12 protein-coding genes are annotated in these 16344 nt (G+C 56.3%); 7 read left to right on the plus strand and 5 right to left on the minus strand.

Annotated elements, in window-relative coordinates; translation table 11 throughout:
- The first annotated feature begins 17 nt into the window (after positions 1 to 17).
- Genes ACEN2J_RS11440 through ACEN2J_RS11455 form a run of 4 tightly spaced genes read left to right on the plus strand, consistent with a single transcriptional unit; the run spans position 18 to position 4114 of the window.
- Complete coding sequence (locus ACEN2J_RS11440; RefSeq protein ID WP_442105947.1) at positions 18 to 848, plus strand: carbohydrate ABC transporter permease; 831 nt, start codon at positions 18 to 20, stop codon at positions 846 to 848.
- Positions 849 to 860: 12 nt separating this feature from the next.
- Entirely contained in the window at positions 861 to 1865 is a 1005-nt protein-coding gene (locus tag ACEN2J_RS11445) for an ABC transporter ATP-binding protein (protein WP_442105949.1), read from the plus strand.
- Positions 1862 to 2635, plus strand: a complete 774-nt coding sequence (locus tag ACEN2J_RS11450) for an L-iditol 2-dehydrogenase (RefSeq protein ID WP_442105951.1) — start codon at positions 1862 to 1864, stop codon at positions 2633 to 2635. The genes ACEN2J_RS11445 and ACEN2J_RS11450 overlap by 4 nt, the downstream gene beginning before the upstream one ends.
- A gap of 12 nt (positions 2636 to 2647) precedes the next feature.
- Entirely contained in the window at positions 2648 to 4114 is a 1467-nt protein-coding gene (locus tag ACEN2J_RS11455) for a mannitol dehydrogenase family protein (RefSeq protein WP_442105953.1), read from the plus strand.
- 123 nt (positions 4115 to 4237) lie between these two features.
- Here ACEN2J_RS11455 and tyrS read toward each other — a convergent pair whose 3' ends face one another.
- The gene (gene tyrS / locus ACEN2J_RS11460) at positions 4238 to 5488 is read right to left on the minus strand and encodes a tyrosine--tRNA ligase (protein ID WP_442105955.1); all 1251 of its coding nucleotides are present in this window, start codon (positions 5486 to 5488) and stop codon (positions 4238 to 4240) included.
- Positions 5489 to 5561: 73 nt separating this feature from the next.
- Between tyrS and ACEN2J_RS11465 the strand changes: the two genes are divergently transcribed.
- A complete protein-coding gene (locus tag ACEN2J_RS11465; RefSeq protein ID WP_442105956.1) occupies positions 5562 to 6656 on the plus strand; it encodes an anhydro-N-acetylmuramic acid kinase in 1095 nt (364 codons plus the stop codon).
- Here ACEN2J_RS11465 and rarD read toward each other — a convergent pair.
- The 3 genes from rarD to ACEN2J_RS11480 all read right to left on the minus strand — a co-directional run bounded on the left by rarD (position 6643) and on the right by ACEN2J_RS11480 (position 9511).
- Positions 6643 to 7554 (minus strand): EamA family transporter RarD, encoded by a 912-nt coding sequence (gene rarD / locus ACEN2J_RS11470; RefSeq protein ID WP_442105957.1) that lies wholly within the window; start codon positions 7552 to 7554, stop codon positions 6643 to 6645. The two genes, ACEN2J_RS11465 and rarD, sit on opposite strands and share 14 nt — an antisense overlap.
- 174 nt (positions 7555 to 7728) lie before the next feature.
- On the minus strand, positions 7729 to 9006 hold the full coding sequence (gene eno / locus ACEN2J_RS11475; RefSeq protein WP_442105959.1) for a phosphopyruvate hydratase: 1278 nt from the start codon (positions 9004 to 9006) through the stop codon (positions 7729 to 7731).
- Positions 9007 to 9091: 85 nt separating this feature from the next.
- Positions 9092 to 9511 (minus strand): Fur family transcriptional regulator, encoded by a 420-nt coding sequence (locus ACEN2J_RS11480; protein ID WP_442105961.1) that lies wholly within the window; start codon positions 9509 to 9511, stop codon positions 9092 to 9094.
- Between the two features lie 743 nt (positions 9512 to 10254).
- On the opposite strand from ACEN2J_RS11480, the gene ACEN2J_RS11485 reads away from it, so the two are divergent.
- Both ACEN2J_RS11485 and ACEN2J_RS11490 read left to right on the plus strand, forming a co-directional pair.
- A complete protein-coding gene (locus ACEN2J_RS11485; protein ID WP_442105962.1) occupies positions 10255 to 13935 on the plus strand; it encodes a vitamin B12-dependent ribonucleotide reductase in 3681 nt (1226 codons plus the stop codon).
- Positions 13936 to 14324: 389 nt separating this feature from the next.
- Complete coding sequence (locus ACEN2J_RS11490; RefSeq protein ID WP_442105963.1) at positions 14325 to 16124, plus strand: TniQ family protein; 1800 nt, start codon at positions 14325 to 14327, stop codon at positions 16122 to 16124.
- A gap of 22 nt (positions 16125 to 16146) precedes the next feature.
- On the opposite strand, the gene ACEN2J_RS11495 is transcribed toward ACEN2J_RS11490, so the two are convergent.
- The coding region (locus ACEN2J_RS11495) for a hypothetical protein (RefSeq protein WP_442105964.1) at positions 16147 to 16344 on the minus strand (198 nt) is incomplete at its 5' end.

Below are 16344 nucleotides of genomic sequence, written 5' to 3' on the forward strand. Positions count from 1 at the left end.
CACATGGAGGACTACTGATGGCCCGTGCGATCTCTACTCGCCGCAAAATTGGCATCACCGCCCTAGCTTGGGCGCTGGGACTGCTGATTTTCTTTCCGATCCTTTGGACCTTTCTGACCAGCTTTAAATCCGAGGCTGACGCGATTGCCGATCCGCCTATTTTCCTGAACTTTCACTGGACGTTGGAAAACTACTTCGCCGTGCAGGAACGGTCGGACTACTTTAAACACTTTTGGAACTCGGTGGTTATTGCCGGCGGGTCCACCCTGTTGGGTCTGATTATCGCGGTGCCTGCCGCGTGGTCGATGGCCTTTGTGCCGGGCAAACACACCAAGGATATCTTGATGTGGATGCTGTCGACCAAGATGATGCCACCTGTGGGTGTGTTGATCCCGATCTATCTGATTTTCCGGTCTACCGGCTTGTTGGATAGCAAATTGGGCCTCGTCATCGTGATGACGCTGATCAACCTGCCGATCATCGTTTGGATGCTCTACACTTATTTCAAGGAAATTCCGGGCGAGATTTTGGAAGCGGCACGGATGGACGGCGCAGGTCTGCGCGAAGAAATCATCTATGTTTTGACGCCGATGGCCATTCCTGGCATCGCCTCGACCTTGCTGTTGAACGTGATCCTGGCATGGAATGAAGCGTTCTGGACGCTGAACCTTGCGGCCTCGAAAGCGGCCCCATTGACGACCTTTATTGCCGGTTATTCCAGCCCCGAAGGTCTGTTTTATGCCAAGCTGAGTGCGGCCTCGATCATGGCTATCGCACCAATTCTAATCATGGGCTGGTTCAGCCAAAAACAACTCGTCCGCGGTCTCACCTTCGGCGCAGTGAAATAAGGAGTTCAGACTATGGGACGTATTACTCTTGATAAAGTTGCAAAGCGGTTTGGCGACGTAGAGGTCATTCCGCCGCTGGATCTGACGATCGAAGAGGGCGAGTTTGTGGTGTTTGTTGGCCCGTCGGGTTGCGGCAAATCCACCCTTTTGCGCCTGATTGCGGGTCTGGAAGATGTGTCGGGCGGCCAGATCCGCATCGACGGCAAGGATGCGACGCTGACCCCACCGGCCAAGCGCGGCCTGGCGATGGTGTTCCAATCCTATGCGCTGTATCCGCATATGTCGGTGCGCAAAAACATCGCCTTCCCGCTGAAAATGGCAGGGATGGACCAAGCCGAGCAAAACCGCCGCATTGATAATGCTGCGAAAATTCTGAACCTGACCGATTACATCGACCGTAAACCCGGCCAGCTTTCGGGTGGTCAGCGTCAACGTGTGGCGATTGGCCGTGCTATTGTGCGCGAACCTGCAGCGTTCTTGTTTGACGAGCCTTTGTCGAACCTTGACGCGGCCTTGCGGGTTGGCATGCGTTTGGAAATCACCGAGCTGCACGCGCGTCTGAAAACCACGATGATCTATGTGACCCACGATCAGGTAGAAGCCATGACTATGGCCGATAAAATCGTGGTGCTGCGCGCCGGTCACATCGAACAGGTCGGCAGCCCGTTGGAACTGTATCGCAGCCCGCGCAACCTGTTTGTTGCTGGTTTCATCGGTTCGCCGAAAATGAATCTGATTCCAGGTGCCGAGGCCAAAAAGCACGGCGCCACCACTATCGGTATCCGTCCTGAACATATCGGCGTGTCGAAAACCGAAGGCGCATGGAAGGGCCGCGTTGGCGTTTCTGAGCACCTTGGGTCTGACACGTTCTTTTACGTGCATGACACCGGCCTTGTTGACGATATCACCGTCCGCGTTCCCGGTGAGTTTGAACTGAAATCCGGCGATACCGTATACCTCACCCCCGAAGCAGACAAAATCCACCGCTTCGACGACAAAGGCTTGCGGTTCGAATGAAACGGCTTGCTGGTAAATCCGCGCTTATCACTGGTTCCGCCCGTGGCATTGGGCGTGGATTTGCCGCAGCTTATATCCGCGAGGGCGCAACCGTCGCCATCGCGGATATTAACCTTGTGGCGGCGCAGGCCACGGCGGCCGAATTGGGCGAGGGCGCCTATGCCGTGCAGTTGGATGTGACCGATCAGGCCAGCATTGATGCAGGCATCGCGGCGGTCGTGGCGCAGGCAGGCAAGCTGGATATTTTGATCAACAACGCGGCGCTGTTTGACGCGTCCGAGACGGTCGACATTACCCGCGCCAGCTATGACAAGCTTTATGCGGTGAACGTGGCGGGCACTTTGTTCACCATGCAGGCCGCTGCAAAACAGATGATAAAACAAGGCCATGGCGGCAAGATCATCAACATGGCGTCCCAAGCGGGGCGGCGGGGCGAGTCCCTCGTGTTGGTTTATTGTTCCACCAAGGCGGCCGTCATTTCTATGACGCAATCGGCAGGGCTGAACCTGATCAAACATGGGATCAACGTCAATGCGATCGCGCCTGGCGTGGTGGATGGCGACCATTGGGACCATGTGGATGCGATGTTCGCCAAGCTTGAGGGTAAAGCCCCCGGTCAGAAAAAGGCCGAAGTGGCTGCAGGCGTGCCAGCGGGCCGCTTTGCTACACCGGATGACTTGACAGGGATGGCGGTTTTTCTCGCCTCGCCCGAGTCTGATTATATTCTGTCGCAGACGTATAACGTCGACGGCGGACAATGGATGAGTTGATAGGAAACGCAGATGAAATTGTCGAATGCCACTTTGGCCAGCCTGCCCGATACGGTTCGGGTGCCTACCTATGACCGTGCGGGTCTGACGCCGGGGATCGTGCATATCGGTCTGGGTAACTTTCACCGTGGCCATCAGGCGTGGTATTTGCACCGCTTGTTTGACCTTGGCCTTAACCATGATTGGGCGATCATCGGGGCAGGGGTGCGGGCCAATGACGCAGTGATGCGCGACAAGCTGTTGACCCAAGATTGCCTGACCACGTTGATCGAGCTTGACCCGTCAGGCAAGTCGTTTGAGGTGACAGGCTCGATGATCGATTTCGTGCCGATTGAAGATGGCAACGGCGCGTTGATCCGGCAAATGGCCGATCCCGCGATCCGTATTGTAGCGCTGACCGTGACCGAAGGCGGCTATTACATCAACCCGACCGATGGCAGCTTTAACGCGGGCCACGCCGATATTGCCTATGATGCGGCACATATGGATGCGCCAAAAACCGCCTTTGGTGCGATGGTTGCGGCGTTAAAGCTGCGCCGTGATGCGGGCATAGGCCCGTTCACCTGCCAAAGCTGCGATAACCTGCAAGGCAATGGCGCGATTTTGCGGCAAACAGTGGTGGGTCTTGCGCGTCTGTCTGATCCCGCGCTGGCCGACTGGATCAATGAAAACTGCACGTTCCCGAACTCGATGGTCGATTGCATCGTACCTGCGACCGGCCCGAATGAACTGGCCTTGGCACGCGACTTTGGCATTGAAGACGCGGCCCCCGTCACGCATGAAAACTTTCGCCAATGGGTGATCGAAGATGCCTTCTGCGCGGGCCGCCCTGATTGGGATAAGGTGGGTGCCACCTTTACCGACCATGTGCATGATTATGAAACCATGAAAATCCGCATTCTGAACGCGGGCCATCAGGTTATCGCCAACGCCGGTGATTTGATGTCGGTGGTCACGATTGCAGGCTGTATGGAGCATCCGGCCATTCGCGCGCTGTTCAACAAGGTTGAGAAAACCGAGATTGCGCCGCATGTGAAACCCGTCCCCGGCATGACGCCAGACGCCTATGTCGAGCTGATCGAGCGGCGGTTTTCGAACCCGTCGATCGTTGATACCACGCGGCGCGTGGCCTTTGACGGATCCTCCCGTCACCCCGGTTTCTTGCTGCCTTTGGTGCGCTCTGGTTTGGCGGCGGGTGTGCCTGTCGAAGGGCTTGCCTTGGTTGAGGCGATTTGGGCGCGGATGTGCGATGGCACGCGCGAAGATGGCACAGTGATCGAGCCTAACGACCCCTATTGGGACGCGCTACAAACTGCCGCCCGTGCAGCGAAAACGCGCCCGCAAGCATGGTTAGAGCAAAGCCATATTTACGGCGACTTGGCCGATGCGCCACGCTTTGCCGATGCGTTTGGCCGTGCGCTGACCAGCATTTGGCAAAAAGGCTGTGCGCCAACGATCATGGACTATTGCGCTAAGTAAGTGCCTACCAAGTGAATAATTGAAAAGGGCGTGGCTTATGACCACGCCCTTTTCAATTGGTAGGATAGTTTCGGCATTGGCCGCTTGCATGACGGATGATCCCGCCACGCAAGCGGCCAAGTCTTACCCGAGAACGATCAAAGCATGGCGTTTGCGGCCTGCGGTCAGTTTGACCGGGTTCGCCAGATCGGCGGCGGTGATCATTTGGCCGGCTTCGGTCACGGCCTCATCATTCAGCCGCGCGCCGCCCTCGGCGATCAGGCGTTTGGCGTCTTTGCCAGATTTCGCCAGACCCGATTTCACAAACAGCGACGAGACGGAAACCCCATCGGCTAGCTCTGCCGCAGTGACCGTAAAGGTTGGCAAGTCATCGCCGGTGCCGCCCTTTTCAAACACTTCGCGCGCCGTGGCTTCGGCCGCCGCCGCCGCATCTGCGCCGTGGCACAGCGTTGTCACCTCATTGGCGAGGATGGCTTTGGCGGCGTTGATCTCGGCCCCTTCGAGCGCGCCGAGGCGGTCGCATTCCTCGATCGGCAACTCGGTATAGAGTTTCAGGAAGCGGCCCACATCGGCGTCGGTGGTGTTGCGCCAGTATTGCCAAAATTCATAAGGGCTGAACATATCGGCGTTCAACCAAACGGCCCCCGACTGTGACTTGCCCATCTTTTTACCATCTGACGTCGTCAAAAGATGCGAGGTCAGGCCAAAGATCTGGTTGTCCAGCACACGGCGTGTAAGGTCGATACCGTTAACGATATTGCCCCATTGATCGCTGCCCCCCATTTGCAACAGGCAGCCGTAGCGGCGATTCAACTCAAGGAAATCATAGGCTTGCAAGATCATGTAGTTGAATTCAAGGAAGGACAGAGATTGCTCGCGGTCCAACCGTGATTTCACGCTTTCAAACGACAGCATGCGGTTGATCGAAAAGTGCCGCCCGATATCGCGCAAGAAATCGAGGTAGTTCAATTCGTCCAACCATTCGGCATTGTTCAGCATGATAGCATCGGTGTCACCCTCGCCAAAAGTGACGTACGAGGTAAACACCTTGCGGATGCCTGCGATATTTTCGTCAATTTGGGCTGGCGTCAGCAGCGGGCGCTCATCGGCGCGGAACGACGGATCGCCCACCTTGGTGGTGCCGCCGCCCATCAAGACAATCGGCTTACCGCCAGATTTTTGCAGCCAGCGCAGCATCATAATCTGGATCAGTGACCCAACATGCAGCGATTTTGCTGTGGCATCAAAGCCGATATAGCCGGGCAAGATGCCTTTGACCAAAGCTTCGTCCAACGCTTGATAGTCTGTGCAATCGGCCAAAAAGCCGCGCTCTATCATTACGCGCATGAATTCCGATTTTGCATGGTAGGTCATGGGGCTCTCGTGCTTTATAGTTCAGGTAATGCGCGTATAGCGGGGCGGCGGGGTGCCGTCAAAGGGGGCTTTAATGTTGAAGGCAGGATCGGTTTGGGCGCTGGGGGCAATGTCGGGCACATCGCTTGATGGCGTGGATGCGGCGATGGTGCTGACTGATGGGCACCGGATTCTGGAATTCGGGCCGACGGCCTATCGCGCCTATACGCCGACCCAGCGGGACTTGCTGCGTTCAGGCCTTGGGTTGTGGCAAGGCGATGACGGGGTAGAGGCGGTGGCCGAAGAGGTGGAGGCCGCCCATGCAGCCGTGTTGGGGATGTTTGACGGGGCCGAGATTGTTGGCTTTCATGGTCAAACCCTTGCGCATGACCCAAACGGGCGCGGCACGCATCAGGCGGGGTCGGGGGCGGTTTTGGCCGAGGTGTTGGGCCTGCCTGTGGTGTGGGATTTTCGCACGGCGGATGTTGAGATGGGCGGGCAGGGCGCGCCGCTGGCGCCATTTTTCCATTTTGCCTGTGCCAAGTTTATCGGGGCCGAGGCCCCTGTCGCGTTCTTGAACCTCGGCGGCGTTGGCAACCTGACATGGGTTGACCCACGCCATCATGCGCCTGAGGAGGCGGGGGCCTGTTTGGCTTTTGACACCGGCCCCGCGAATGCGCCGATCAATGATTTGGTTACGGCTCGGTTGGGGTTGGACCGTGATGAGGGTGGCGCCTTGGCGGCTGCGGGCGTGCCGGATGATATGATCGTGACGCAGTTCTTGGCGCATCCGTATTTCTATAAAATGCCGCCCAAGTCTTTGGACCGGAATGATTTTGCTGGGTTGAGTGCGGCTGTGGCGGGGCTATCCGATGCTGATGCGGCCGCGACGCTCACGGCAGCCGCAGCCGCCGCTGTGGCTAAAGGGGCCGAGCACTTCCCCGCGCCGGTATCACGGCTGTTGGTGGCAGGTGGTGGACGGCATAATGCGGCGTTGATGACGATGCTGGCCGATTTGATGCAATGCGAGGTGGTGCCGGTTGAGGCCGTGGGGCTGGACGGTGACATGCTAGAGGCGCAGGCCTTTGCCTATTTGGCAGTGCGGGTGGCGATGGGGCTGCCCACCTCTTGCCCCGGAACGACGAGCGTTCGTGCGGCGATTGGCGGCGGGCAGATCAGCCGACCTTAGGTTTGCGACCGCGAAACATGGCAATGCTGTACAGCACAAGTGCCGCCCATATCATTGGAAAGGCAATCATGCGTGGCAGGCCAAAGGGCTCGCCAAAGGCAAACACCGCGATAAGGAAAATCATCGTTGGCGCGACATATTGCATAATGCCAATGGTTGAGAGCCGCAGCAATTTCGCGCCGTTGGCGTAAAGCATCAGCGGGATAGCCGTAACCAAGCCGCAGCCGAACAAAAGGGCTGTGTCGGTGGCGTTCCCACTGAAAAAATGACTGTTTCCGGCGGTTTGGGCATAGATGATATAGGCAATCGCAAAGGGGGTTAGCAGCAAGATTTCTAGCGTGAAGCCTTGGTTGGGGCCTATGGGAAGTTGCTTTTTGAAATAAGCATAGAACCCCCAAGAGAGCGTGAGCGTCAGCGCCACAACGGGCAAGCGGCCAGCGCCAATGGTCAGCACAATTACGGCGACGGCAGCCAGAAAAACCGCGTATTTTTGCAGTTTGCTAAGCTGTTCTTTCAGCAGCACAGCGCCGAGGAATATGCTAAACAACGGGTTGATGTAGTAGCCGAGTGCGGCATCTAAAGCATGGCCTGCACCAATCGCCCAAACATAAACGCCCCAATTCAATGAGACCAAGATCGCCGTGACCGCTGCCATGCCCAGCATGCTTGGGGTGCGCAACGCAAGCTTAAGGTCAGCCGTGCGACCCTGCGCCGACAGGACGATTGCCGCGATTGGCAAAGACCACAGCACGCGGTGCGCAATCACCTCTTGCGGGGGAATATGGGAGAGCATTTTCATGTAAAGCGGCAAAAAGCCCCAAAACACATAGGCAGACATGGCAAAAAGAAAGCCTGCAAGGCTGTCTTGGTTCGTCGGGTTTTGTGAGTGCTGGGTCATGGACTTGGCGTAGCGCCATGTTGGCGGGCCGACCAGAGCCAATTTTGTGTCGGGTACATTTTGACGGCTTGGTCCTTGCTGAAAGGGCGAAGCCTTCGGCGAGGATATTTTTGAACAGATGAAGCGGTTGCGTGGTGCCCTGGCGGGCTGGATGGCCCGCCAAGGTCGTTGGTTTTAGCGTTTCAGGATCGAGCGGCCTGCAAATTCAGCAGTTTCGCCCAGCATTTCCTCAATCCGGATCAACTGGTTGTATTTCGCCAACCGGTCGGACCGTGCGAGCGAGCCGGTTTTGATTTGACCGCAGTTTGTGGCAACGGCCAGATCGGCGATCGTGGCGTCTTCGGTTTCGCCCGAGCGGTGCGACATTACGTTGGTAAAGCCAGCGCGGTGGGCCATTTCAACGGCTGCCAAAGTTTCGGTCAGCGTGCCGATTTGGTTTACCTTGACCAGCATCGAGTTGGCGCAGCCTTGGGCGATACCTTCGGCCAGACGGGCAGGGTTTGTCACGAACAAATCGTCGCCGACGAGTTGGATTTTGTTGCCGAGTTTTTCGGTCAACAGCTTCCAGCCAGCCCAGTCGTCTTCGGCCATGCCGTCTTCGATTGAGATGATCGGGTAGGCGTCGCACAATGCGGCGAGGTAATCGACGTTTTCGGCAGAGGTCAAAGATTTGCCCTCGCCCTTCATTTCATACTTGCCGCCTTTGAAATACTCGGTCGAGGCGCAATCGAGGGCAAGGAACATATCCTCGCCGGGGCGGTAGCCTGCCTTTTCAATGGATTTAAGAATGAAATCAAGCGCGTCGCGGGTAGAGCTAAGATTTGGCGCGAAGCCGCCTTCGTCGCCGATCCCGGTCGAGAGGCCCGCATTGGACAGCTCTTTTTTCAGGGTGTGGAACACTTCGGACCCCATGCGCACGGCGTCACGGATGTTTTCCGCAGCCACGGGCATGATCATGAATTCCTGGATGTCGATTGGGTTGTCTGCATGTTCGCCGCCGTTGATGATGTTCATCATTGGCACGGGCAACATGCGGGCCGAGGTGCCGCCGACATAGCGGAACAACGGTTGGCCCGACACTTCGGCAGCCGCTTTGGCCACGGCCAGCGACACGCCAAGAATGGCGTTGGCGCCAAGGCGGGCCTTGTTTGGGGTGCCGTCAAGTTCGATCATGGTGCGGTCGATGCCGACCTGTTCCATCGCATCATAACCGACCAGCTCTTCGGCAAGCTCGCCGTTCACGGCTGCCACAGCCTCTAGCACACCTTTGCCCATGTAACGCGACTTGTCGCCATCGCGCTTTTCCACGGCTTCATGTGCGCCAGTCGAGGCACCCGACGGAACCGCCGCGCGGCCCATGACGCCGCTTTCGAGATAGACGTCAACTTCGACAGTTGGGTTGCCCCGGCTATCAAGAATTTCGCGTGCGTGGATATCGACGATTGTAGACATTTTGCCTCCGGCTTTATGGGGAAGTGCTTTCTCGGTTATGTCTTTACCTTGGGGGAGGTGGTTTGGGAAGGGCCGAGCAATGGAGTCAGGTTTTTGATTTTTTTACGGGCACGCCGAACAGCTCTAACCGGTGGCCTTTAAGCGTGTAGCCAAGGCGGGCGGCGATGCGCTCTTGCAACTCTTCGATCTCGGGGTCGACAAATTCGATGACCTCGCCGGAATGGAGGTCGATCAGGTGGTCGTGGTGGTCACGTTCAGCGTCTTCATAGCGGGCACGACCATCGCCAAACTCTAAACGTTCCAGAATGCCGGCTTCCTCAAACAGCTTTACGCTGCGGTAAACGGTGGCGATTGAAATGCGCGGATCAATCGCCGAGGCGCGGGTATAGAGTTCCTCGACATCGGGATGGTCCTCGGCGGCGCCAATCACTTGGGCGATGACACGACGCTGTTCGGTCATACGCAGGCCTTTGGCCTCGCAGCGCGCGATGATGTCTTTGGTCATGGTCTGGTGTCCCGGTTTTTTGTACCTCTATTTAGGCACAAAAAACCGCAGATTCCACCCGTTTGTGTTTGGCTTGGGCGTAAGCAGGGGCAGGCCTGCTTGGTTGTGACTGTCGTTGATCACGGGCGTTGATCACGGGCGTTGATCACGGGTTTGCCAAGCCCGCGCGCGCCTGCCCAAGGCCGCGTTGAACAGAATCGCAAATGCACAACATCGCACTGTAATTTTGAAAATTTGACCGACCGTCACATAGGGGCAACAGTGGCATGATCCTACTGTTGGCGTGCAGACTGGCCGATTCGGCGTAAATACAAGATATAGTAGCTTGGCCGGAATTGAGGCCGGTTCTGGGCTAGGGGTGGTAAATGTGCTAAACGCTTGGGGAAAGCGGCAACAGAGGCTAGGCCTCCATTGGGTTTAAAGGGCTTTAACGATTTATTAATGATTTTGGTGGTTGGTTTTGGAAATAGCGGTAACTGAAAAAAACCACCCACAGGCCGCGAAAAAACTGTGGAGAAAAGTGAAAAGGCCGTTGAACCACCCCGCGAAATACGACAGTTTGACGACAAGCAGCCAGTCAGCACTAGATATGGTAGCGCAAGGGGACGGTATTCAATATATGCGATCATGGTGCCATGTTGGCCTGTGGCGCGTGCTTTTCATTGAAAGGCGCGACCTGAAGACTTGTCTCAAATGTAAACAACGGGCGCCGAACGCCCGCAAATCGTCGGAGACGAGGCAAAATGAAGATCGAGCGGAAATTCACAGCTGAAGCAACTGGCGCCTATGGGGCGATGGATTTTACCACCACGGTGTCCGAGATCCGCAACCCTGATGGCAAGATCGTGTTTCGCAATGAGGCTGTTGAAGTGCCCTGCGGCTGGAGTCAGGTGGCCTCGGACGTGTTGGCGCAAAAATATTTCCGCAAAGCTGGCGTTCCGGCAAAACTGAAAGCAGTCAAGGAAAAGGGTATCCCTGAATTCCTCTGGCGGTCGGTTCCCGATGAGGCCGCTTTGGCAAAACTGCCCGAAGATCAACGGATTGTGGGCGAAACCTCGGCCAAACAGGTGTTTGACCGTTTGGCTGGCGCCTGGACTTATTGGGGCTGGAAGGGCGGCTATTTCACGACCGAGTCTGATGCCCGTGCCTATTATGACGAAATGCGCTACATGCTGGCCAACCAGATGGCCGCACCCAACAGCCCGCAGTGGTTTAACACCGGCCTGCATTGGGCTTACGGTATCGACGGCCCAAGCCAAGGCCACTACTATGTAGACTACCTGACTGGCGAATTGACCAAATCGACCAGCGCCTATGAACATCCGCAGCCGCATGCCTGCTTTATCCAATCGGTCGCCGATGACTTGGTGGGCGATGGCGGGATCATGGACCTGTGGGTGCGTGAAGCGCGTTTGTTTAAATACGGTTCGGGCACTGGCACCAACTTCTCGTCTTTGCGTGGGGCAGGGGAAAAGCTGTCGGGCGGCGGTAAATCGTCTGGCCTGATGGGGTTCTTGAAAATTGGTGATCGTGCGGCTGGCGCGATCAAATCGGGCGGCACCACACGCCGCGCGGCGAAAATGGTTATCGTTGACGCCGATCACCCCGATATCGAAGATTTCATCAATTGGAAGGTTATTGAGGAGCAAAAGGTCGCGTCAATCGTTGCCGGCTCGAAAATGCACGAGCAAAAGTTGAACGCGATTTTTGCGGCCATCAAGGCGTTTGATGGTTCGGCTGAAGGCGCGTATGAACCGTCTGCCAATGCGGGCCTGAAAACCGCGATCAAGGACGCGAAACGCGTCGCGATCCCCGAAACCTATATCAAGCGCGTGTTGGATTATGCCAAGCAGGGCCATACCAGCATTGAATTTGCGACCTACGATACCGATTGGGATTCTGAGGCCTATTCAAGCGTGTCGGGCCAAAACTCGAACAACTCGATCCGCGTGACGGATGCGTTTTTGCAAGCGATCAAGAACGATGGCAACTGGGATCTGCTTAACCGCAAAGATGGCTCGGTTTCCAAAACCATCAAGGCGCGCGATTTGTGGTCGCAAGTGGGCCATGCTGCATGGGCCTGTGCCGATCCGGGTATTCAGTTCCATGATTCTGTAAACGCTTGGCACACATGTCCCGAAGATGGCGCGATCCGCGGGTCGAACCCGTGTTCCGAATATATGTTCCTGGATGATACCGCCTGTAACCTTGCCTCGATGAACCTGCTGACGTTCTTTAATGACGGCCAGTTTGATTCTGCTGCCTATATCCACGCCTCACGGCTGTGGACCGTGACGTTGGAAATCTCGGTGATGATGGCGCAGTTTCCATCGAAAGAGATTGCGCAAAAATCGTATGATTTCCGTACGTTGGGTCTTGGCTATGCCAATATCGGCGGCTTGCTGATGAACATGGGCTTTGGGTACGACTCGGATGAAGGCCGCGCGCTCTGTGGTGCGTTGACTGCCCTGATGACAGGCGTGGCCTATGCGACGAGCGCCGAAATGGCTGGCGAATTGGGGGCGTTTTCGGGCTATGGCCGCAACCGCGAACATATGCTGCGGGTCATCCGCAACCATCGTGCTGCCGCGCATGGCACGGGCGACTATGTGGGTGTGAACGTCAATCCCGTTGCTTTGGATCAAGTGAATTGCCCCGATGCGACGCTGGTATCCTTGGCCAAGCAGGCGTGGGACGAGGCGCTGGCTTTGGGTGAGGTGCACGGCTTCCGCAACGCGCAAACCACGGTGATTGCGCCGACGGGCACCATTGGCTTGGTGATGGATTGTGACACAACCGGCATCGAGCCTGACTTTGCGCTGGTGAAGTTCAAGAAACTGGCTGGCGGCGGCTATTTCAAGATTATCAACCAATCGGTACCTGCGGCGCTGGAAAAGCTGGGCTATGGCTCGGCGCAGATTTCCGAGATTGTGGCCTATGCGGTGGGCCACGGGTCGCTTGGCAATTGCCCCGGCATCAACCACACATCGTTGGTCGGCCACGGTTTCGGTCCGCGTGAGATTGAAAAGGTTGAGGGCGCTTTGGCCTCGGCCTTTGACATCCGCTTTGTGTTTAACCAATGGACGCTGGGCGAAGATTTCTGCAAAAAAACGCTGGGCATTCCTACCGAAAAGCTGTCCGACCCAACCTTTGATTTACTGCGCCACCTCGGCTTTACACGCGCGCAGATTGAACAAGCGAACGAGCATATTTGCGGCACCATGACGCTGGAAGGTGCGCCCTTCCTTGCGCCTGCGCATTATTCGGTGTTCGATTGTGCCAATGCTTGTGGTAAAAAAGGTAAGCGTTATCTGTCGGTTGACAGCCATATCTACATGATGGCCGCCGCGCAGTCGTTCATCTCGGGTGCGATCTCAAAAACGATCAACATGCCGAACTCGGCCACCATCCCGGAAACGCTAGCCGCGTATGAGCTGTCGCATAGCCTCGGCATCAAGGCGAACGCGTTGTACCGTGACGGATCAAAACTGTCGCAGCCATTGGCCTCGGCCTTGGTTGAAGATGATGATGAGGCCGAAGATATCCTGATCAATGGTTCCGACCAAGAAAAGGCCATCGTTCTGGCAGAAAAGATTGTGGAAAAGGTGATTATCAAAGAGATCATCAAATCGCACCGCGAAAAGCTGCCCGAGCGCCGCAAAGGCTATACCCAAAAGGCGGTTGTTGGGGGCCACAAAGTGTACCTGCGCACCGGCGAATACAAAGACGGCCAGCTGGGTGAGATTTTCATCGACATGCACAAAGAGGGTGCGGGCTTTCGCGCCATGATGAACAACTTTGCGATCGCCGTGTCGGTTGGTCTGCAATACGGCGTGCCGTTGGAAGAGTTTGTCGAGGCGTTTACCTTTACCAAGTTCGAGCCTGCCGGCATGGTACAAGGCAACGACAGCATCAAAAACGCGACGTCGATCCTCGACTATATATTCCGCGAGCTGGCTGTTTCCTACTTGGACCGCACCGATTTGGCGCATGTCAAACCGCAAGGGGCGACGTTCGACGACCTCGGTGGCGGCGTGGGCGAAGGCAAGCGCAATATCAACCCTCTGGACGATGCAGCGGCAAGCCGTGGGCTTGAAGTGCTGCGTCAGATTTCTTCAACCGGCTATCTGCGCAAGCGTTTGCCGCAAGAGTTGACGGTGTTGCAAGGTGGGATCAATGCGGCTGTGAGGTCTGGAATGGACCCGGTATCGGCACTGAACACTCTGGTCCCGCAAACCGCACAAGCGGTAGCGGCATCTTCGACCGCTATTTCAAGCGGTGCAGTGTCGATGGACGCCCGTGTGAAAGCAAAGATGCAAGGCTATGAAGGCGAGGCTTGCGGCGAATGCGGTAACTACACGCTGGTCCGCAACGGCACCTGCATGAAGTGCAACACCTGCGGCGGGACGTCTGGCTGTAGCTGATATAAATTGAGGTTCTGTATGTAGGACGAGGCATAGTTAAGACAAATTTGCTCGTTTTCCACTGATGTGAGAAGCCGTAATTTCGTACGAATTTCAAAATTACGGCAAAACACCTGTCAAGATAAATTTTGGCGGAGGTCATGGGGATGCCATGGTTTTCGTTAACTTTCAGTGACTTGAGGGGGTGTATTTTTGGCCCGTGGAATTGGCTCCTAAATTTCCCGCGAAAATTACCTGCAAGCCCCCACATTCAGAGCAAGACGATCTGCGCTGAATGTGGGTGAGATGGTGGCAATTGCAAATCGCTTCGACTGCTCCTTGCAGCGGTCCCTTATCTTTGCGACACCTCTATCTGGTCTGTTCCGTCAGGCTTTCAGATAGGGATCAGAATGAAACTGCCTTTCAGCACCTGTTTGAACGATGACGAATCGGCAACGTCCTTCGCGTCGCGACTTGCTTGGGTCAACGGTGTTCCGAGCATTGTAGATCTGTTTACAGACGCGCGCCTCTCGCTCGCGGATTTCCTGAAAGGGGATCGGTCGGTCCTAATAGGACTTGCCGCCCTCGGGGATGTACCGGTTCAGCGATTAACACACCGCGCCTTCATCCTGAAAGGCAAGTCATCGTTTGAAATCGCAGGCCATGAAATTGGCCAGCACAACCTCCTTCGCGGCATTCACCGTATCTGCCCGGCCTGCTTTCGGGCTGATACGGGAGGGCATATCGCGGAACAAACCCTTCCCAACGCTTACGGCCGTATTCTTTGGTCATTAGCCTCTGCACGGGTATGTCCCATTCACCATCTGCGGTTGATTGCGCCACCGGAGGACGCCATCACGCATGAATTCTTGCAATCCTGGGTGCCATGGCTCTCGGAGATTTTGGCCGGGGAGCTTGATGAAGCCGTCCCTGAAGGGGGGGCCTTTGAGGCGCATGTCGCTTTGCGATTGGCGGGCGCACGGACCACCAGTTGGGCCAGCGACTTTCCGATCGATGCCTTGGGGGCGGCCTGCGAGATGCTGGGCGTATCGCGCAGTTTTGGCAAAGAAATGACATTGGGTGCCCTGACGCAAATGCAGCTTGCCACAGCAACGTCGGTGGGTTTTGCTTTATTGGATCAGGGAGCGGGCGCCCTTAGCGCTTATTTTGAAACCCTGCGCTGCCAATCGGGTACCCCGCAGGATAGGCCACAATCCCGCTATGGCCGAATTTATGACTGGTTGAAACGCGGTGCCGGGAGTGGACCCGCTTTTGCCCCTATTCGTGACCTGCTGCGGGATCATATCCTTCAAACTTGGCCATTAGGACCGGGTGAACAAGCTTTGGATTTTCGGGTTGTGGAGCGGCGGCTGCATTCGATCCGCACCGCTGCCAAAACCTACGGCCTTCATCCCAAACGTTTGCGCCGGATTTTGATGGATGCTGCGGTTATATCTGAAACCGATGCGCCCGATGCCGAAGTTATTTTTCGTGCGTCGGATGTGGGGGATATGCTTGAGCAGGCCAGCGCGGCGGTGAGCCTTGCCTCTGCCCAAAAGCGCCTTGCAATGACCCGCAGTCAAATGGAAACGCTGATCCGTGCTGGCCTTTTGAAACCGGGCGAGGGAGGGGATGCCGCGCGCCCACGGTTTACCGAAGCCAGCATACAGCATTGGTCGGACTTTTTTGCGTCATTCCCTCCCGCCGGGCCCTATCATTCCCTTACAAGCATCGCAGATGCTGCGCGCAGTTTGGGCACATCAACAGATATAATTCTCAAGCTGGTCATCGATCAGCGTTTAGGAACCGTACAAAGGGCAAATGGGTTGAATGGCTTTGCCCGCCTATTGATTAATCAGGGCGAAGCCGCAACGCTCCTTACTGTAACCAGAGGCGTGGGCACGTCTCAGAGCTTATCCTCCTTGGCCGCAGCAATTCGGATAAGCCCTAAAGTGCTGCGGATGTTGGCTGAAGCGGGATATTTCACGCTGATCGAGTGCATCGATGCCAGAACCAATCAACCTGTGACCCGCGTTTCGGATGAAGACGTCACACAGTTTAGCACCGACTATATCTCACTTCGCAAATTTGTCGGATCAAGCAGGCGGTCTCAATTTGTCAAACGGGATCTTCTGGCGCGGGAAATTCGGCCCGTCTTTACCTGTCCGGAACAGAAAGAGTTTCTCTATCGACGAGGGGATATTGAGTGAGATTAAGCGCTGCTTCGCCCGTTTAGGTGATGCTTGCCCGTACAAGAACAACGCCCGCCCTAATCCCTGCCGCGTGCAGCTCGTGGCAATTGGCAGGTTTGAGCTCACCACGTCCGATGTTTAGCTTGGTGCCCTTCACGAAAGGCGGAAAGTGTGCATTCGCTGCAAGTGCGAGCCTGCCGTGCGTCGATGGCGACAGCTGACATTCACGCAGCCAAGG

The sequence above is a fragment of the Pseudorhodobacter sp. W20_MBD10_FR17 genome (assembly GCF_052119765.1).
GTDB lineage: Bacteria > Pseudomonadota > Alphaproteobacteria > Rhodobacterales > Rhodobacteraceae > Pseudorhodobacter.